The sequence below is a fragment of the Microbacterium alkaliflavum genome (genome assembly GCF_044325405.1).
Taxonomy (GTDB): Bacteria; Actinomycetota; Actinomycetes; order Actinomycetales; family Microbacteriaceae; genus Microbacterium; species Microbacterium alkaliflavum.
In genome coordinates, this window is record NZ_JBIQWL010000004.1 from 107801 (window position 1) to 125643 (window position 17843).

Annotated in this window: 14 protein-coding genes; 12 read left to right on the top strand and 2 right to left on the bottom strand. The window is 70.0% G+C overall.

Annotation, left to right across the window (positions count from 1 at the left end; translation table 11 throughout):
• The first annotated feature begins 620 nt into the window (after positions 1-620).
• The 5 genes from ACH3VR_RS12385 to ACH3VR_RS12405 all read left to right on the top strand — a co-directional run bounded on the left by ACH3VR_RS12385 (position 621) and on the right by ACH3VR_RS12405 (position 5259).
• Complete coding sequence (locus ACH3VR_RS12385) at positions 621-1628, top strand: acyl-CoA thioesterase (protein ID WP_397556617.1); 1008 nt, start codon at positions 621-623, stop codon at positions 1626-1628.
• 108 nt (positions 1629-1736) lie between these two features.
• Positions 1737-2492 (top strand): 3-oxoacid CoA-transferase subunit A, encoded by a 756-nt coding sequence (locus ACH3VR_RS12390; protein WP_397556618.1) that lies wholly within the window; start codon positions 1737-1739, stop codon positions 2490-2492.
• Positions 2489-3172, top strand: a complete 684-nt coding sequence (locus tag ACH3VR_RS12395) for a 3-oxoacid CoA-transferase subunit B (protein WP_397556619.1) — start codon at positions 2489-2491, stop codon at positions 3170-3172. Before ACH3VR_RS12390 ends, ACH3VR_RS12395 begins: the two co-directional genes overlap by 4 nt.
• Positions 3169-4338, top strand: a complete 1170-nt coding sequence (locus tag ACH3VR_RS12400; RefSeq protein ID WP_397556620.1) for a thiolase family protein — start codon at positions 3169-3171, stop codon at positions 4336-4338. The genes ACH3VR_RS12395 and ACH3VR_RS12400 overlap by 4 nt, the downstream gene beginning before the upstream one ends.
• Before the next feature lie 147 nt (positions 4339-4485).
• A complete protein-coding gene (locus tag ACH3VR_RS12405; protein WP_397556621.1) occupies positions 4486-5259 on the top strand; it encodes an IclR family transcriptional regulator domain-containing protein in 774 nt (257 codons plus the stop codon).
• On the opposite strand, the gene ACH3VR_RS12410 is transcribed toward ACH3VR_RS12405, so the two are convergent.
• Entirely contained in the window at positions 5256-8720 is a 3465-nt protein-coding gene (locus tag ACH3VR_RS12410) for a sulfatase-like hydrolase/transferase (protein WP_397556622.1), read from the bottom strand. The genes ACH3VR_RS12405 and ACH3VR_RS12410 overlap by 4 nt on opposite strands.
• Before the next feature lie 162 nt (positions 8721-8882).
• On the opposite strand from ACH3VR_RS12410, the gene ACH3VR_RS12415 reads away from it, so the two are divergent.
• Genes ACH3VR_RS12415 through ACH3VR_RS12430 form a run of 4 tightly spaced genes read left to right on the top strand, consistent with a single transcriptional unit; the run spans position 8883 to position 13487 of the window.
• Entirely contained in the window at positions 8883-10187 is a 1305-nt protein-coding gene (locus ACH3VR_RS12415; protein WP_397556623.1) for a C-glycoside deglycosidase beta subunit domain-containing protein, read from the top strand.
• Positions 10188-10201: 14 nt separating this feature from the next.
• Positions 10202-11677 (top strand): C-glycoside deglycosidase beta subunit domain-containing protein, encoded by a 1476-nt coding sequence (locus ACH3VR_RS12420; RefSeq protein WP_397556624.1) that lies wholly within the window; start codon positions 10202-10204, stop codon positions 11675-11677.
• Between the two features lie 8 nt (positions 11678-11685).
• The gene (locus tag ACH3VR_RS12425) at positions 11686-12597 is read left to right on the top strand and encodes an alpha/beta hydrolase (RefSeq protein ID WP_397556625.1); all 912 of its coding nucleotides are present in this window, start codon (positions 11686-11688) and stop codon (positions 12595-12597) included.
• Positions 12594-13487, top strand: a complete 894-nt coding sequence (locus ACH3VR_RS12430) for a nucleoside hydrolase (RefSeq protein ID WP_397556626.1) — start codon at positions 12594-12596, stop codon at positions 13485-13487. The genes ACH3VR_RS12425 and ACH3VR_RS12430 overlap by 4 nt, the downstream gene beginning before the upstream one ends.
• A 1-nt stretch (position 13488) precedes the next feature.
• Here ACH3VR_RS12430 and ACH3VR_RS12435 read toward each other — a convergent pair whose 3' ends face one another.
• Positions 13489-14436 carry a LysR family transcriptional regulator gene (locus ACH3VR_RS12435; protein ID WP_397556627.1) on the bottom strand — a complete coding sequence of 316 codons (948 nt, stop codon included), beginning with the start codon at positions 14434-14436 and terminating at the stop codon, positions 13489-13491.
• Between the two features lie 247 nt (positions 14437-14683).
• Here ACH3VR_RS12435 and ACH3VR_RS12440 point away from each other — a divergent pair, with 247 nt between their 5' ends.
• The 3 genes from ACH3VR_RS12440 to ACH3VR_RS12450 are packed head-to-tail and all read left to right on the top strand — an operon-like array spanning position 14684 to position 17842.
• A complete protein-coding gene (locus ACH3VR_RS12440) occupies positions 14684-15967 on the top strand; it encodes an ABC transporter substrate-binding protein (protein ID WP_397556628.1) in 1284 nt (427 codons plus the stop codon).
• Between the two features lie 53 nt (positions 15968-16020).
• The gene (locus ACH3VR_RS12445) at positions 16021-17004 is read left to right on the top strand and encodes a carbohydrate ABC transporter permease (RefSeq protein WP_397556629.1); all 984 of its coding nucleotides are present in this window, start codon (positions 16021-16023) and stop codon (positions 17002-17004) included.
• 1 nt (position 17005) lies between these two features.
• Positions 17006-17842 carry a carbohydrate ABC transporter permease gene (locus ACH3VR_RS12450; RefSeq protein ID WP_397556630.1) on the top strand — a complete coding sequence of 279 codons (837 nt, stop codon included), beginning with the start codon at positions 17006-17008 and terminating at the stop codon, positions 17840-17842.
• The last annotated feature ends 1 nt before the right edge of the window (position 17843 follow it).

A 17843-nucleotide genomic window follows, 5' to 3' on the forward strand; every position in this document is an offset into this window, starting at 1 on the left:
GCGCCAGAGTGTTCCTCGCGGGGTGGGGCTTCGACGCTTCGACACGCTCAGCGCCCGGGGAGGGTCCGGCGTCGGGTGCGGTGATCGACCGGGATGGGTCCCCGAGCTTGTCGAGGGGCCGTGCGCCAGGGTGTTCCTCGCGGGCTGGGGCTTCGACGCTTCGACAAGCTCAGCGACCGGGGAGGGTCCGGCGCCGTGTTCGGTGATCGACCGGGATTGGTCCCCGAGCTTGTCGAGGGGCCGTGCGCCAGGGTGTTCCTCGCGGGCTGGGGCTTCGACGCTTCGACAAGCTCAGCGACCGGGGAGGGTCCGGCGCCGGGTTCGGTGATCGACAGGGATTGGTCCCCGAGCTTGTCGAGGGGTCGTGCGCCAGGGTGTTCCTCGCGGGCTGGGGCTTCGACGCTTCGACAAGCTCAGCGACCGGGGAGGGTCCGGCGCCCGGTTCGGCGATCGGCAGGAATTGGTCCCCGAGCTTGTCGAGGGGTCGAGTCTCAGCCTTCGAGGGTCTGCGAGCGCAGCGGACGAGTAAGGATCCGGAATCCTTCGCGAGCGGCAATCCGGCGCGGTACCGCCCCGGCATCCGCCTGTCCGGAGGGATGCCACGCCTTTAGGCTGGCGCCGTGACCGACCTCCTCTCCGCTCGCACCGTGGGGCGCGACGACCGCATCACCCTGCGATTCATGACCACTCCAGCCGACACGGCGGCCGGCGGCCGCTCGGTCGCCGCCGGCAGCGTCATGGAGTGGATCGACAAGGCGGGGTACGCGTGCGCCGTCGGCTGGTCGGGTGCCTACTGCGTCACGGCGTATGTCGGCAACGTCAAGCATCGCCGTCCCATCCCGCCGGGGAGCCTCATCGAGGTGCAGGCGCGGCTCGTCTACACGGGGCGCACGAGCATGCACGTCGTCGTGACGGTGTCCTCGGCCGAGGTCGAGACGCGCGCCTACACACCCGCGACGACCTGCATCCTGATCTTCGTCGCGAAGGGCGCCGACGGCCGGCCGGCCGAAGTGCCCGCGTGGGAGCCCGTCTCGCGCTCCGACCACAAGCTCGCCGCCGCCGCCGTCGAGCGCATGGACTCCCGCACCGAGATCAAGCGGCTGATGCTCGCCGAGGACTACGCCGCGCCGACGACCGAGACGCCTCGCGTGACGCTGCGGTTCCTCGTGCCGCCGGGGGTCGTCAACTGGGGCGGCAAGGCGCACGGCGGCACTGTCATGCGGTGGATCGACGAAGCCGCGTACGCCGCCGCGGCCTCGTGGGCGCGCGACGGCGACGCGGCGAGCGGCGCGGTCGCGGTGTACTCGGGCGGCATCCACTTCTTCGCTCCCGTGCGCATCGGCGACCTCGTCGAGGTCGATGCGCGCATCATCTACACGAGCGCGCACAGCATGCACCTGAGCGTCGCGGTCTCGACGGCCGATCCGCGAACACCGCACGACCTGACCCTCACGACGCAGTGCATGAGCGTCTTCGTCGTGCCGGGCGACGACGGGGTGGCGGGACCCGTGCCGCAGTGGCATCCCTCAACCCCCGCCGATGTCCGGCTGCACGAGCACGCGCGCGAGATCATCCGCCTCCGCGAGGACATCGTCCCCATCCCCGCGTCGCTCACCCTCGAGCCCTGACCCGCACTCCCGCCCAGCGGGAGAGTGGCTCGCCGGGTCGCGGCATCCCGAGTACCGTCACTCGTACCATCCTGCGAACGTACGTTCGCACAGCGAACAGGAGCACGAGTGATCGACAAGACCGTGCCGGATGCCGCGACCGCAGTCGCCGGCATCCCCGACGGCTCGACCGTCATGATCGGCGGGTTCGGCCGGGCGGGGCAGCCCGTCGAGCTCATCGACGCCCTCATCGAGCAGGGCGCCTCGGACCTCACGATCGTGGGCAACAACGCCGGCAACGGCGATACCGGACTCGCCGCGCTCCTGGCTGCGGGGCGGGTGCGCAAGATCGTCTGCTCGTTCCCGCGGCAGCACGACTCCTGGGTCTTCGACGGCCTCTACCGGGACGGGAAGATCGAGCTCGAACTCGTGCCGCAGGGCAATCTCGCCGAGCGCATCCGCGCCGCAGGTGCGGGCATCGGCGCCTTCTTCTCGCCGACGGGCGTCGGCACGCAGCTTGCCGAGGGCAAGGAGGCCCGCGAGATCGACGGCCGGCAGTTCGTGCTGGAGTACCCCATCAAGGCCGACTTCGCCCTCGTCAGTGCCCTGAAGGGCGACCGCTGGGGCAACCTCGTCTACCGCAAGACGGCTCGCAACTTCGGACCGATCATGGCCTCGGCCGCCACGACGACAATCGTGCAGGTCGACGAAGTCGTGCCGCTCGGCTCGCTCGACCCCGAGAACGTCGTGACGCCGGGCATCTTCGTCGACCGCGTCATCGCCGTCGGCGAGCGGCGCTGGCTCGAGGGCGGGGAGTTCGTCGGGGGAGTGGACCTCGAGGGCAGGTCAGCCGTTCCCGCGGCCGAGACGGAGGTCGACCAGTGAGCACGCGCATCACCCGAGAGGAGCTCGCGGCCCGCATCGCCCAGGACATCGCCGAAGGCTCGTACGTCAACCTCGGCATCGGCGCGCCCACGCTGGTCGCCAACTACCTCCCGGCCGACCAGGAGATCATCCTGCACACCGAGAACGGCCTGCTCGGCATGGGGCCCGCGCCCGACGCCGAGCACGTCGATCCCGACCTCATCAACGCCGGCAAGCAGGCCGTCACGGCCCTCGACGGCGCCGCGTTCTTCCACCACGCCGACTCGTTCGGCATGATGCGCGGCGGACACCTCGACGTGTGCGTGCTCGGCGCGTTCCAGGTGTCCCAGGCCGGCGACCTCGCGAACTGGTCGACGGGCGCACCGGGCGCGATCCCCGCGGTGGGAGGTGCGATGGACCTCGCGATCGGCGCGAAGGCCGTCTACGTCATGACCGACCTGCTCACCAAGACCGGCGAGTCCAAGCTGGTCGCCGCGTGCACGTACCCCCTCACGGGCGTCGGCTGCGTGACGCGCGTCTACACCGACCACGCCGTGTTCGACGTCACGTCCGACGGATTCTCGGTGCGCGAGGCGTTCGGCGACAACACCGTCGACTCCCTCGCCGAACTGACCGGACTGACCCTTCGACCGGTTGCTGAGCGTGTCGAAGCACAGGGGCCAAGGGAGAATGAACGATGACCACGACCCACATCTACGACGCCGTCCGCACTCCGTTCGGCCGCGCCGGCGGAGCACTCTCCGGCGTGCGCCCCGACGACCTGGCCGCCGTCGTCATGAAGGCCGCCGTCGAGCGCACGGGCATCGACCCCGCCCGCATCGAGGACGTCATCTTCGGCGACGCGAACCAGGCGGGGGAGGACAACCGCAACGTCGCGCGCTTCGGCGCGCTGCTCGCCGGCTTCCCGTCCTCAGTGCCCGGCGTCACCGTCAATCGCCTCTGCGGATCGGCCGTCGAGGCCGTCATCCAGGGTTCGCGCGCCATCGAGGCGGGCGATGCCGACCTCATCCTCGCGGGCGGCGTCGAGTCGATGAGCCGCGCGCCGTTCGTCGTCGAGAAGTCGGCGAAGCCCTTCCCCGCCGTAGGCAACCAGACGATGTGGAACACCTCGATCGGGTGGCGCATGGTCAACCCGGCGTTCCCCAAGCCCTGGACGATCTCCAACGGCGAATCCGCCGAGAAGCTCGCGGAGATCTACGGCATCTCGCGCGACGCGCAGGACGAGTTCGCCCTCCGCAGCCACCGCCTCGCCGGCGAGGCATGGGCCGCGGGAGCGTACGACGACGAGATCGTGCAGGTCCCCGGCGCCGAGCTCACGCGCGACGAAGGCATCCGCGACGACACGACCCTCGCCAAGCTCGGCGGCCTGCGCGCCCTGTTCGCGAAGGACGGCACGGTCACGGCAGGCAACTCCTCCTCGATCAACGACGGCGCGTCGGCCGTGCTCCTGGGCAGGGAGGGGGCGGTGGATGCCGAGCCCCTCGCCCGCATCACGGGTCGGGGCGTCTTCGGCAACGACCCCGACGTGTTCGGCGTCGCGCCGGTGGAGGCCGCGAACCGCGCACTCGCCAGGGCGGGCCGCACGTGGGCCGACGTCGACCTCGTCGAGCTCAACGAGGCCTTCGCATCGCAGAGCCTTGCGTGCGTGCAGCTGTGGCCCGACCTCGACCCTGACAAGGTCAACATCCACGGCGGCGCGATCGCGATCGGCCACCCCCTCGGCGCGTCCGGCGGGCGGATCATCGGCCACGCCGCGCACGAGCTCAAGCGCCGCGGCGGCGGGGTCGCGGTCGCCGCGATCTGCATCGGCGTGGGCCAGGGCCTCGCGGTCGTCCTGGAGCGCTGACGTGACGAATTCGGGGGAGGTGTCCCTCGCCGGCTGGGACTTCGACGCTTCGACAAGCTCAGCGACCGAATTCAGGCCAGGACCGGAACCCGGTCCCCGAGCTTGTCGAGGGGTCGAGGCCGAACCGACGAGGAACCTGGCGGCCGAATGACTGAGACCGAGGCATCCGCCGACTTCGTGCAGTCGCTCGCGCGGGGACTCGCCGTGATCCGCGCGTTCGATGCCGAGAACCCCGAGCTGAGCCTCAGCGACGTCGCCCGGCGCGCCGACATGCCGCGCGCGGCGGCACGGCGGTTCCTCCGCACGCTCGAGACGCTCGGCTACGTGTCGAGCGACGGCCGGGTCTTCCGCCTCACCCCCCGCGTGCTCGAGCTCGGCTTCAGCTACCTCTCCGCCCTGTCGCTGCCCGAGATCGTGCAGCCCCACCTCGAGCGGCTGTCGCGCGACGTCGACGAATCCGTGTCGGCCGCCGTGCTCGACGGGCCCGACATCGTCTACATCGCGCGCGTGCCGACGCGGCGGATCATGAGCGTGCGCATCACGATCGGCACGCGATTCCCCGCCTACGCGACGAGCATGGGGCGGGTGCTGCTCGCGGGACTGCCCGAATCGGAGCGGGATGCCGCGGTCGAGGCATCCACCCTGACCAGGCTCACCGAGCGCACCGTGACCGACCCCGCCGCGATTACGGACGAACTCGCCCGCGTGCGGGAGCAGGGCTGGTCGCTCGTCGACGGCGAGCTCGAGCAGGGCCTCCGCTCGGTCGCGGCCCCGCTGCACTCGCGCACGGGCGCCGTCGTCGCCGCGCTCAACGTGTCGACGAGCGCGACACGCGACTCCGTCGAGCACTTGATCGAGGCGTACGTACCGCCGCTCCTGGAGGCCGCCCGGGCGATCGACGCCGAGCTCCGGCTCGTCTAGATCGGCTGCGCGAGCGCTCCGAGGGTGCGCCCGACGAGCGCCCCGTAGACCGACATGTCCTCGGGCGGATGCTGCTCCCACCGCGACAGCTGCAGCGAGTTGTCGACGACCATCCGGGCGCGCTCGAACCGTCGTGCCATGAAGGCTTCGAGCGCCGAGTCGAGGTCCGACGCGCGAGAGAGCTCGTCGGCGAGCACGATGCCGTCCTCGACCGCGATGCCGAGGCCGTAGGAGATGTGCGGGGTCGTCGCGTGCGCGGCATCCCCGATCAGCAGCACGCGGCCCCGTGACCACGGATCGTCGACGAGCAGCGCCTTGAGTGCGCGCAGCTCGGCACCGGGCTCGAGGGTCGCCGCGATCTCGGGCACCCACCCGCCGTAGCCGGCCATCGCGACGCGCATGTCCTCGGTGAGGTCGCCTGTCCGGTGTGCGGGCTCCTCGGGCGCGTCCACGACGACGTAGGCGTAGAGGTGTTCGTCGCTGATCGCGACGAGCCCGACCTTGCTGCCGCGGCCGTGGTACATGAAGTACTCCGTCAGGTCGCGCGGCCGCGGCGCGCGTGCGCGCCAGATCGACTGACCGGCGTACTCCGGTTCGCCGACTTCGCGGAAGACGAGGTGCCGCACGTGCGAGTTGATGCCGTCCGCGCCCACCACGAGGTCGAAGCGGCCTCGTTCGCCCGTGCGGAAGGCGACGTCGACGCCGTCGGCATCCTGCTGGAGCGAGTCGACCGTCGTCGAGAACCGCAGGCGCACGGCCGTTTCGCCCACCGCGCGACCGAGGATGTCGGCGAGCACGCGCCGGGAGATCGCGACGGTGGGCGGGAGGCCTGGAATGAGCGACGGCGGATTCGCCGTGTCGAACTCCTGTCCTTGCGCGGTCGCCATGTGGATGGGGCCGTGCGGCCAGCCGTTCGCGAGGATCTCCTCGGCCAGGCCCAGCGAGTGCAGCGCCCGCAGCGGCGAGTTCTGCAGCAGTACGCCGACGCCGGCGGGAGCGAGGCGGTCCTCGAGCTCGGCGATCTCGACGTCGTGTCCGGCGCGGGTGAGCGCGAGGGCGGCGGTGAGCCCCGCGGGGCCGCCGCCCACGATGAGGATGCGTTGCGCAGCGGGCATGGTGCTCCTTCGGTCGAGGGATGGGGTCAGTCCATGAGTCGCGCGCTCGCCTCGTCGACGGCGACGATGATCTCGCGACTGTACGGCGCCTTGGGCCCCGGCACGTAGCGCACGTCGCGCAGCGACCCGGTGTGCGGGAAGGCGCCGCAGCGCTCGTGCAGCTCCCAGTCGACCGGGCCGCCGCCGTCGAAGCCGACGCTGATGCCCGTGAACGGCGCCATGCCGATGAGCATCGGCACGCGCTCGAGGCGTGCGACGGTCTCGTCGTCGACCTCGACGGCGATGCTCCAGGCGAAGTCGGGCAGCGCTGCGAAGCGCGTCACGATCCGCTCCACGCGGGCCGACCGCCGCGGCGGCCCGGTGCATCGTGCCGTACGCGTTGTAGGCGAGCGTCACGACGCCGTCGTCGGCCGACAGGATGTAGCCGCCGCCCTGATCGCCGTGCGAGACGACGACCCCTGATCCGAGACGCCCATCGAAGATCGATTCGACGGCGAACGACCGCTGCGCCGTCAGCCGCGACGAGCGGAAGCGTTCCAGCGTCGGGGTGCCCGGGCGCAGGCGCACGGGCTGGGCGAGGTGCAGTTCGGTCGAGGGGCGCTTGGCGAGGAAGGTCGGCTCGTCGGGAAGCGGGAAGACCGTGTTGTGCCATGCCGCCTGGCGCCACTCCTCGGCAAGCTCCGCGACGAGGGCGGGCTCGGCTGCGGCGAGGTCGTGCAGCTCGGTCGGATCGCGCTCGAGGTCGTAGAGGCGCCAGGCGCCGGGACCCGCCGCGCTGAGCTTGAAGCGGTCGCGGTAGAAGGCGCGCTGATGCAGCAGCGCCTGATGCTGAGCCGTGCGAGAGGGCGCGGCATCCGCATTCCGCAGGATGCCCGCGAAGCTCTGCCCGTCGGCCTCGAGTGTCGGGCGGCCGTGCAGGCGAGCGGGCCGTTCTACCCCCGCGAGGTCGAGCAGCGTCGGGGCGAGATCGGTGACGTACGCGAACGCAGAGCGGATGCCGTCGTCCGTCCCGGTGCGCGGAAGCCCGGCCGGCCACGTCACGACGAGCGGGCTGTGCACCCCGCCCTCGGCGACCGACCCCTTGTAGAGCGGGAACGGGGTGTTCGAGGTCCGCGCCCAGCCGCGCGGATAATGGCCGTGCACGCGCGGGCCGCCGAGCTCGTCGAGCCGGCGCGGCACGTCGGCGACCCAGTCGGCGGGAAGGCCGGCCGCCATCGTGAACTGGCTGAAGTAGCTGCGGGTGCCGCGCACGCCGCCCTCGCCCGAGCCGCCGTTGTCGCTCGTGAAGACGAAGATCGTGTTGTCGTACTCGCCGAGTTCGCGCAGGCGCGCGACCAGTCGCGCGAGGCTGTCGTCGACGGCGGTGACGGCGGCCGCGTACACCTCCATGTGGCGTGCGAACAGCTCCCGGTCCGCCGCGTCGATCTCGTCCCAGTCGGGCACGCCGTCGGTCTCGGCGGGGTCCGACGGCGACGCCCGTGTGCCGGAGGGAAGGATGCCGTCGGCGAGCTGTCGCTCGAAGCGGGCCCGCCCCACGGCATCCCACCCCTCGTCGTACCTCCCCCGGTGCGCCGCGATGTCGGCGGCCTTGGCCTGCACGGGGCCGTGCACGGCGTGGTGGGCGAAATAGAGGAAGAAGGGCCGGCGCGCGCCACCCGAATGCACGGCGTCGATCATGTCGAGCGCCTCGTCCGTGAGCCGGTCGGTCAGGTAGTCGTCGTCGCGGAAGGGCTCGGTCACGGGGGAGTTGTCGCGTACGACGCGGTGCGGGTGGAAGAGCGTCGTGAACCCGTCCATCGACCCGAAGTAGCGGTCGAAGCCACGCTGCACGGGCCACGACGACCTGTCGGCGCCGTCGTGCATCTCGGACTCGATCGTGAGGTGCCACTTGCCGACCATGAAGGTCGCGTAGCCCCCCGCGCGGAACGACTCGGCGAGTGTCGGCAGCTCGGCGGGGAGGCGCATGCTGAGGCCCGGGAAGCCCGGATCGACGTGCGACACGAAGCCGAAGCCCGCGCGGTGCGGGTTGACACCGGTGAGCAGCGCGGCGCGCGACGGCGTGCACAGGGGCGTGACCCGGAAGTTCGTCAAGCGATAGCCCTTGTCGGCGAGGGCCTGCAGGGCGGGCGTCGGGATCTCGCTGCCGAACGGCTCGACGTCGCTGAACCCGAGATCGTCGACGAGCACGACGACGACGTTCGGGGCGTCCGGTCGCGCCGTCGCCTGCGGCGGCCACCACGGCTCCGACTGCGACGAGACGGGGGCGACGACGCCCTGGAAGCCCTCGTAGCCGCGCGGCTCCGCACCGTCGACGTGCCGCAGATCCGGACCCTGCTCGTGCGTCATGCGGCTCCCTCGCCCCAGTTCTGTCCTCATGCTACACACTTATGTTGAAAAGAGACAGAAACCTGCTAACCTGACTTCGGGCCTGTCGAGGCCTCGCGCCGACGTCGCGCGGACCGCGCCCCCCGAACTCGATCGGCCGGGGCACACAGAGAGCGAGCATCGATGCTTCTCGAAAGAGACCTCATCCAGTCCACCGGGTTCCGCAACGTCCGCGAGGGCGGTGAGGTCACGGGGTTCCAGCTGCGGGTGCGCATCCCCAACTATCGCGGGCTCTACGCGTCGCTCATCGACGGCATCTCGGTGCGCGTCGGCGATCTCGTCGACGTGCCGCACGACGTGCCGCTGTGGACTTTCGGTGGCACGACCTACACGCTTCAGCAGCTGTGGGACGCAGACGACGTGCGCTGGCCGCTCGAAGAGGCCGCCGTCGTCACGGTGCCGTTCCCAGGCGGCCTGCCCGACGGCACGCACGAGGTGTCGGTCGAGATCCTGCTGCGCGCCTCGTACGTGCCGATCGAGCACCAGCCGAGCCGATCGCGGGCGTCGCGCTGGGTCACGCTCACGTCCGAGCACGACGGCGGGCCGTTCAAGTACGGCGTGAGCCTCTACAGCTACACCGACGACTTCAACACGGTGCTCGGCCTCGACACGGCGCTCGCCGCCATTGCGGACCTCGGCGCCACCGGCGTCGAGATCCTCGGCGAGGGACACGTGCCCGGCTATCCGAACCCCTCGAGCGCCTGGGTCGACGAGTGGTTCCGCCTGCTCGACGTCTACGGCCTGGAGCCCACCAACATGGGCTCGTGGATCGACACGCGCCTGCACTCGAGCGGCGCGAACGGGCGCGACATGACTGCCGACGAAGGTGCGGCGGCGCTGCAGCGCGACATCCGTCTCGCGAAGCAGCTCGGCTTCCGCTTCGTTCGCCCCAAGATCGGCGTCGTCACGAGCGACCTCGTGCCGCACCCGATCTGGACCGAGTCGGTCGAGCGCAGCCTCGACCTCGCTGCCGAGCTCGACGTGATCATCGCGCCCGAGATCCACTCGCCGACGCCCATCCAGCACCCCGTCGTCGACGACTACATCGATCTCATCCAGCGCACGGGCACGAAGCACTTCGGCCTGCTCATCGACACCGGCATCTTCCAGGACCGCCCCATCCCGCTCCGCCCCGGCGAGACGCGCGAGACACGGCCGGCGTTCCTCGACGGCATCGGCGTCGACCCCGTCGACCTCAAACCGATCGGCGAGTACGTCGTGTTCGTGCAGGCGAAGTTCCACGACATCGACGAGAAGCGCGAAGATCAGCAGATCCCGTGGCGCCCCGTGCTGCAGGGACTCAAGGATGCCGGCTACACCGGCCATCTCTCGAGCGAATACGAGGGCGTGCGCGAGCCGTGGCGGTCGCTCGAGCAGGTGCGCCGCCAGCACTCGATCATGCGCGAGATCGCGTCGGACCTGGACTGAGAAGGAGAAGAATCATGCCCAACGGACTCATCGCCGCTGACAGCCTCCGCACCCATCCGGAGGGCCTCGCCCTGCAGCTCACGATCCCCTGGTACCGCAGCCTCTGGCTGTCGTCCGTCTCGACCCTGAGCGTGACGGTCGACGGCGAGGCCGTGCCGCAGGCCGACCTGAGCCTCGAGCTCGGCGGCCGCCGCTACGCCCTCGACGAGCTGCCCGAGCAGAGCGACACCCTGTGGTTCCTGCAGGCGCACCCGCTCCTCGTCGTGCGCCGCGACGCCCCCGTCGCGCTCGGCGAGACGCACGACGTCGTGATCCACGGCGAGCTGCGCCTGCCGTACATGCAGATCGCGCCCGGTCAGGACGGCGGGCCCGGCCTCTATGTGCCGAACGTCGTGCACCAGGCCTTCACGCTGACGGCGACCGACCACGACGCGCCCGCGCCCGCACAGGTGACGGATGTCGCCCCTCCGCCTCCCGCGACCGACGAAGACCCGTTCAAGCTCGGTCTCACGCTCTACTCGGCGTCGGCGGAGTTCCGCGCCGGCTGGTTCGACTTCGATGGGCTCCTCGACCGCGTCGCCGAGCTCGGCATCGGTCCCGGCATCGAGATCGTCGCGTCGCAGGTGCTGCCGACGTACCCCGTCGTGTCGGACGAGTTCGTCGCGCAGTGGCGTGCCGCCTTCGACAAGCACGGGTTCGACGAGAGCTCGTTCGGCGCGAACCTGGACATGGGCCGCCGTCGCGACCGCGACATGACGCCCGACGAGGAGTTCGAGTTCAGCGAGCTCATGTTCCAGGGCGCCAAGAAGCTCGGCTTCCCGCTCGTGCGCATCCAGTCGGCCAAGCCCGATCTGCTGCGCCGTCTGCTGCCCGTCGCCGAGAAGCTCGAGCTCCAGCTCGCGTACGAGATCCACGCGCCCATGGGCCCGAACGCCGAGCCGATCCTGAAGGTGCGCGAGACGTACGCCGAGCTCGACTCGCCGTTGCTCGGCTTCGTCGCCGACTTCTCCGCGACGATGCACTCGATGTCGCCGACGCTGCTGCGCGCGGTCCAGCGCGCGGGGCTTGACGATGCGGCCACCACGAAGCTCCAGGAGATCTGGGCGACGGATGCCACGATGCGCGAGCGTCAGGAGGAGTTCATCGCCTACCTCCGCAGCCGCGACTTCGACCCGGGCCGGCTCGGCTCGTTCGCGCACCTCGCGTTCAACATGCACGGCCACGTCGACCCGCACGAGTGGGGCGACATCATGCCGCAGATCAAGCACGTGCACGCGAAGTTCTACGACATCGACGAGCACGGCCAGGAGCCCGCGATCGACTACCCCGAGCTCGTCAAGGTGTTCGTCGAGGGCGGCTATCGCGGCTACTGGTCGAGCGAGTGGGAGGGTCACGCGTTCGCCGAGCTCGGCGAGGTCGACCCGCTCGTGCTCGTGCGCAGGCAGCACGACCTCATCCGCTCCACGATGCGCTCGCTCCAGCCGGCCTAGGAGGAAGCATGACCGACACCGACGTCGACATCCGATCGCTGCCGTTCCCCGAAGCGCTGCGGTGGCTGCGCGAGAACGGCGAGCCGGCCGACCCGCGGACGGACGTCGACACGGCGTCGCTGAAGAGCCGGTTCCCGCGCCTCGCCGGCGTCGAGACCCGCGATCTCACCGTCGAGACGCCGCACGGACGTCAGCCCGCTCGGGTCTATCGAGACCCGGCGGCTGAGGCGTCCGGTCACGCCCTCGTGTGGGTGCACGGCGGAGCGTTCATCGGGGGATACCTCGACATGCCCGAGTCCAACTGGGTCGCGCTCGAGCTCGCCGCACGCGGCATCCCCGTGCTCGCCGTCGACTACACGAAATGCCTCGGCGACGTGCACTTCCCGGTGCCGTCCGACGACGTGCTGGCCGCGTGGCGGTACGCCCGTGCCCACGCCGACGAGCTGCTCGGCATGGATGCCGACGCGCTGCTGCTCGGGGGCGCGAGCGCAGGTGGCACGCTCACGGGTGGCGCGATCGCGCGGCTCCGGGATGCCGGCGAGCCGGTGCCCGCGGGGCTCGTCAGCGTGTATCCGGCCGCCCACCCGGACGGCGGATGTCCGGGCGAGATCCCCGATCCCACCTCGCCGACGACGCAGATCGCACTCAACTACGCCGGCTCGGCAGAGGCGCTCGCCGATCCGCACGTCTTCGCGGGGCTGGGCACGGGGGAGGGCTTCCCGCCCACGATCGTCGTCGTGTGCGAGAAGGACGCGCTGCGCCCGTCGGGAGAGGCGTTCGCAGCGACACTCGCGGATGCCGGCGTCGACGTCACGCTTCACGTCGAGCCCGGCGCCGACCACGCGCACATCAACGAGCCCTCCGATCCGACGGTGCTGCCGACGATCGAGGCGATCGCCGATTGGGTGCGGGCCCGATGAGCGGCCACCGCCGCATCCCCGTCACGCCACAGCGCCGCCTCGTGGTCGACAACGACTGGGCCGGCGACCCCGACGGGCTCGTCGCGCTCGCGCACCACTTCCTCGCCGACGCCGCGGTCGTCCGCGCGGTCACATCGACGTCGATCGCGATGGAGGGCCTCCCGTACGCGGCGGGCAACCCCGCCCGGGAGATCGCCCGCGAGCTCGTCCAGCGTCTCGGCGTCACCGACCCGCCACCCGTCTCGGCCGACGTGCAGATGCGCTTCGACGAGCTCGACGGCCCGACCGACGGGGCGCGACTGATCCTCGACGAGGCGGGCCGCGACGACCCGCTTCCGCTGACGCTCGTGTGCGGCGGCCCGCTCACCAACATCGCGTCGGCCCTCCGCGAGGACCCCACTCTCGCCGACCGCGCGGACCTCGTGTGGATCGGGGGCGGCGGGTACCCCGACGGTGCGTGGGAGTACAACCTCGCGGTCGACGTGCCGGCGGCGCAGTTGGTGTTCAACGAGTCGCGCATCGGGGTCACACAGGTTCCCCAGCACACGTACCGGCAGTGCGCCATGTCGATCGTCGAACTCGAGATGGGGCTACGGGCCGCCGGCGCGTTCGGCGCCTGGCTTTACGACTGCTTCACCTCTCCGCCCGACTTCGTGCGGATCGCCGGCAACTGGCCGATGGGAGACAGCCCGCCCGTGCTGCTCACGGCGCTCACGACCGAGTCGAGCGTGCTGCGCGAGGTCGACACGCCCTGGATCGACGACGACGGCGGGTATGCGCGGCATCCCGATCCCCGTCCGCTCACCCTCGTCGAAACGGTCGACGTGCGGCTGCTGTTCGCCGACTTCTTCGCGCGCGTGCAGCGGCACGCGGCAGACACGGCGGACTGAGTCAGACGGCGAGGTCGGCGTGCTCGCCGGCCTCGACGATGCGCCCCGCCTCGACGAACAGCTGCCGCATCCACGTGTGCTCGGGATCGCGGCCGTGCACGGGATGCCACCACAGGGCGTTGGTGATCGGTGTCGCGTCGAACGGCAGCGCCACGATGCGCACGTCGGCGAGGCGCTGCGCCGCCGGGGCGAGGGCGCGCTGCATGAGCGCGATCCGGTCGGTGCCGGCGATGAAATGCGGGATCGAGAGGAAGCTCTCGGCGACGACCTCCACGCGCGGCTCGATGCCGAGCTGCTGGATCTGCCGGCCTGCCGACGTGAAGGCCGACCGCGACTGATAGGTCATGACGAACGGGAGCCGCGCGAGGTCGTCCATCGTGAGCTCTGCGCCGACGGTCTCGTTCGACTCCGCGACGACGGCGACCCACTGGTCGTGCCACAGGTCGACGTACGAGAGCTCCGTGAGGAATCCGTGGGGGATGATCATGCCGTCGGCCGAACGCAGCCGGTTCGCGGCGTCGTCGACCACCGCAGGCGTGTGGAGCATGAACCGGAACTTCACGCCCGCCGCGCGCTCGGCGGCGAGGCGCGAGACGACCGTGCCGATCGTGGCGAAGCCGTAGTCCGAGCCGTAGATCGCGAACTCCCGAGTGGACTCGGTCGGCGCCCAGGTCGCCTGGCTCTCGAAGACGCGGCGGGCCGCTTCGAGCGCCGTCGTCGTGTGCTCGGCGAGCCGCAGCGCGAACGGCGTGAGTTCGTAGGTGTTCCCCCGGCGGGCCAGGATCGGGTCGCCGAAGTGCGTGCGCAGGCGCGCGAGCGAGGCGCTGAGCGCCGGCTGGCTGAGGTGCAGCCGCTCGGCGGCACGCGTCACACTGCGCTCGGTGAGCAGCGCGTCGAGCGCGACGAGCAGGTTCAGGTCGAGCCGTGAGAGCTGAGCGTGGTCGGTCACGACGGTGTGATCCTTCGGGTACGGATGCCGGTGGGCCGACTCTATCAATCGAATCTATGTCGTCGACATGCCTCATCGCTCAGGGCGATGGGCATCCCGATCCGCGGTTTCGCCGCTGCCCGGCTGGAGCTTATGCCTCGTATCCAAAACAGTTATGTGCGTTTCCGGCATAACGCTCGCATACTGAGACATACAGCACGGTGTCTCGACGCACGAGCCGCCGACAACGAAGTCAGAAAGGCTGGACATGGCACAGCACCGTCGCTCCCGCGTCGTCCGCAACGGCATCTTCGCCGCCGCGGCAGCGGGCGCCCTCATCCTCGCCGGATGCTCGAGCTCCGGCGGCGACAGCGGCTCCACCGGGGGCTCATCCGAGACCTTCTCGCTGTCCTACGGCGTCACCAACAGCGCCACCACGACGCCCTATAAGGCGCTCGCCGAGAAGTACATGCAGGAGAACCCGAACGTCAAGATCACGCTCAACGAGGTCCCCGGCGACTCGTACGCGCAGACCCTCACGACGCAGCTCCAGGCGGGCAACGCCTCGGACGTCTTCCAAACCGCGCCCGGCAGCGGCCAGGGATCGAGCATCGTGACGCTCGCGGATGCGAAGCTCATCGCCCCGCTCGACGACTCCGTCGCCAAGGCGATCCCGTCCGGCTCGGAGTCGCAGTTCCAGGTGGACGGCAAGACGTACGGCGTGGCCCTCGGCCTCACCTACGTCGGCGGAATCCTCAACAGCACCACGGCGGACAGCCTCAAGTTCGAGTACCCGACCGACTGGGACACGCTGATCTCGGACTGCGGTGACCTGGCCTCGCAGGGCAAGTCGCTGTACGTGCTCGCGGGCAGCATGCCGCCCAACACCGGCCTCATGGCGATGATCCTGTCGGCGACGCGCGTTTACGCGGACAACCCGAACTGGAACCAGGACCGCGCTGACGACAAGGTCACCTTCGCCGACTCCGAGGGCTGGCAGGACACCCTGCAGGCCGTGATCGACATGAACAAGGCCGGCTGCTTCCAGAAGGGCGTTGAGGGCGCCGGCTTCGACGGCATCACCAACGGCATCCTGCAGGGCACCTCGGTTGCGGCGTTCGTCCCCAGCGGCGCTGCTGCCGACCTCAAGCAGAACGCCCCCGACCAGGACTTCTTGATCGAGTCGGTCCCGCCGGCATCCGGCGGCAAGCCGTTCGGTCTTGCAGGCGCCGACTACGCGCTGTCGCTCGACGCCAAGTCGAAGAACGCCGACGCCGCCACGAAGTTCATCAATTGGGCCGCGTCCGATGCCGGTCAGCAGGTGTGGGCCGACGCCGCCGGTTCGCTGCCGCTGGGCACCGACCTGTCGAGCACGATCTTCGCACCCGTCGCCGACATCGTGAACAACGGCGACTTCGTGCCGCTGCCGAACTCGAGCTGGCCGAACTCGGCCGTCTACGACGCGCTCGGTTCGGGCGTCCAGGGCCTTCTGACCGGTCAGAAGACTGTCGAGGATGTCCTCAAGGCGATGGACGCCGCCTGGGACCAGTGAGTCCGAGCGCCGCCCGGGGGCGATGAGTCCCCGGGCGGCGCACACTCCGCACAATGACGTACGAATCTGAGGAACCCATGACTGCCACGATGTACTCCGAGACCGAGGCGCTCATCGTCCCGAAGCGCAACAAGCGGGGCCGGCGCAGCGATTCGGCCCCGCGCCGCCCGGGTGTGCTGAAGTTCGGGTATTGGTGGTGGGCGCTGCCGGGGATTCTCCTGGTCATCGGCATCCATTACGTCGCCACGGCAGTCGGTGCCGCGTTCGCGTTCACCGACTGGACCGGTATCGGCGACTTCCAGTGGATCGGGTTCGAGAACTTCGTCAAGATCTTCCAGAACCCGCTCATGGTCGGGGCGCTGGTCAACACCCTGTTCCTGGCGATCACCTCGGTGATCCTGGTCAACGTGATCGGCCTCGGCCTCGCGCTGGCCCTGAACCGGCTCGTGAAGACGCGCTACGCGCTGCGGGTGCTGTTCTTCATGCCCGTGGTTCTGAGCCCTCTGGCCGTCTCATACATCTGGAAGTTCATCTTCGACTTCAACGGCCCGATCAACACCGTCCTCACCGCGGTCGGCCTCGAGTCCTGGGTCAAGCCCTGGCTGGCCGACCCGACCCTGGCGATCTGGTGCATCCTCGTGGTGATCGTCTGGCAGCAGACCGGGTTCGCGATGGTCATCTATATGGCGGGCCTGGCCGCCGTCCCGGTCGAGATCGAGGAGGCCGCCGCGATCGACGGCGCGAGCCTCTGGCAGCGGTTCTGGCACGTGGTGCTGCCGGCCATCCGACCCGCCGTCGCGATCGCGACAACGCTGGGCATCGTCAACGGCCTGCGGATCTTCGACCAGATCATGGCGCTGACTTCGGGTGGCCCCGCGGGAGCGACCGAGACGCTCGCGACGCAGGTGTACAAGCAGGCGTTCAGCCTCGGCAACTTCAGCTACGGCGCGGCACTCGCGCTGATCCTCACCCTCATCATCGCCGTGTTCGCGATCGTCCAGCAGCGCGTCACCGCGGCCAACCCCCAGGAGTCCTGACATGTTCCGGTACACCAAGCTCACCCTGCTGCGTGAGATCGGTCTGTGGGTTCTCGCCGCGATCTTCCTGCTCCCGTTCTACTTCCTGGTGTCGACCGCGCTGAAGCCCGACAGCGAGATCTACACGACGTCGTCCGTCTCGTGGCCGACCTCGCCGACGCTCTCCAACTTCGGTGCGCTGTTCGCCGCTCAGGGGACCTCGAACATCGTCCAGGGTCTGATCAACAGCGTGATCCTCACCGCCGGCTCGATCTTCGGTCTCGTGCTGCTGGGCGCACTCACCGGATATGTCCTCTCCCGCTCCACCCGCCGGTGGAGCCGCGCAGCCTACTTCCTGTTCCTCATCGCGATCATCCTGCCCACCCAGCTCGGGGCGGTGCCCCTCTACATCGGGGCTCGCGCGATCGGCCTGACGGGAACGCTGTGGGGCATGATCATCCTCTACACCGGGATGCTGCTGCCGCTGTCGATCTTCCTCTACGCCGGGTTCTTCCGCGGCCTGGGCACCGAGTACGAAGAGGCCGCCGCGATCGACGGCGCCAGCCGCACGCAGATCTTCTTCCGCATCGTGTTCCCCCTCATGGCACCCGCCACCGGCACCGTCGCGATCCTCGCCGGCCTGATCGTGTGGAACGACTTCTTCACGGCCCTCATCTTCCTGGGCGGTTCCACGAACCAGACGCTGCCCGTGTCGATGTACTTCTTCATCGGCTCGCTCGTGTCGAAGTGGAACTCGATCTTCGCGATCGTCATCATCTCCATGATCCCGATCCTCGCGTTCTACCTCTTCGCCCAGAAGCGCTTCATCCAGGGCTTCGCCGGCGGCCTCAAGGGGTGAT

Bases quoted from the DNA above. Each gene is read 5' to 3' on its own strand.
- ACH3VR_RS12400 (WP_397556620.1), top strand. From the start codon at position 3,169: ATGACCACGACCCACATCTACGACGCCGTCCGCACTCCGTTCGGCCGC.
- ACH3VR_RS12405 (WP_397556621.1), top strand. From the start codon at position 4,486: ATGACTGAGACCGAGGCATCCGCCGACTTCGTGCAGTCGCTCGCGCGG.
- ACH3VR_RS12410 (WP_397556622.1), bottom strand. From the start codon at position 8,720: ATGACGCACGAGCAGGGTCCGGATCTGCGGCACGTCGACGGTGCGGAG.
- ACH3VR_RS12415 (WP_397556623.1), top strand. From the start codon at position 8,883: ATGCTTCTCGAAAGAGACCTCATCCAGTCCACCGGGTTCCGCAACGTC.
- ACH3VR_RS12420 (WP_397556624.1), top strand. From the start codon at position 10,202: ATGCCCAACGGACTCATCGCCGCTGACAGCCTCCGCACCCATCCGGAG.
- ACH3VR_RS12425 (WP_397556625.1), top strand. From the start codon at position 11,686: ATGACCGACACCGACGTCGACATCCGATCGCTGCCGTTCCCCGAAGCG.
- ACH3VR_RS12430 (WP_397556626.1), top strand. From the start codon at position 12,594: ATGAGCGGCCACCGCCGCATCCCCGTCACGCCACAGCGCCGCCTCGTG.
- ACH3VR_RS12440 (WP_397556628.1), top strand. From the start codon at position 14,684: ATGGCACAGCACCGTCGCTCCCGCGTCGTCCGCAACGGCATCTTCGCC.
- ACH3VR_RS12445 (WP_397556629.1), top strand. From the start codon at position 16,021: ATGACGTACGAATCTGAGGAACCCATGACTGCCACGATGTACTCCGAG.
- ACH3VR_RS12450 (WP_397556630.1), top strand. From the start codon at position 17,006: ATGTTCCGGTACACCAAGCTCACCCTGCTGCGTGAGATCGGTCTGTGG.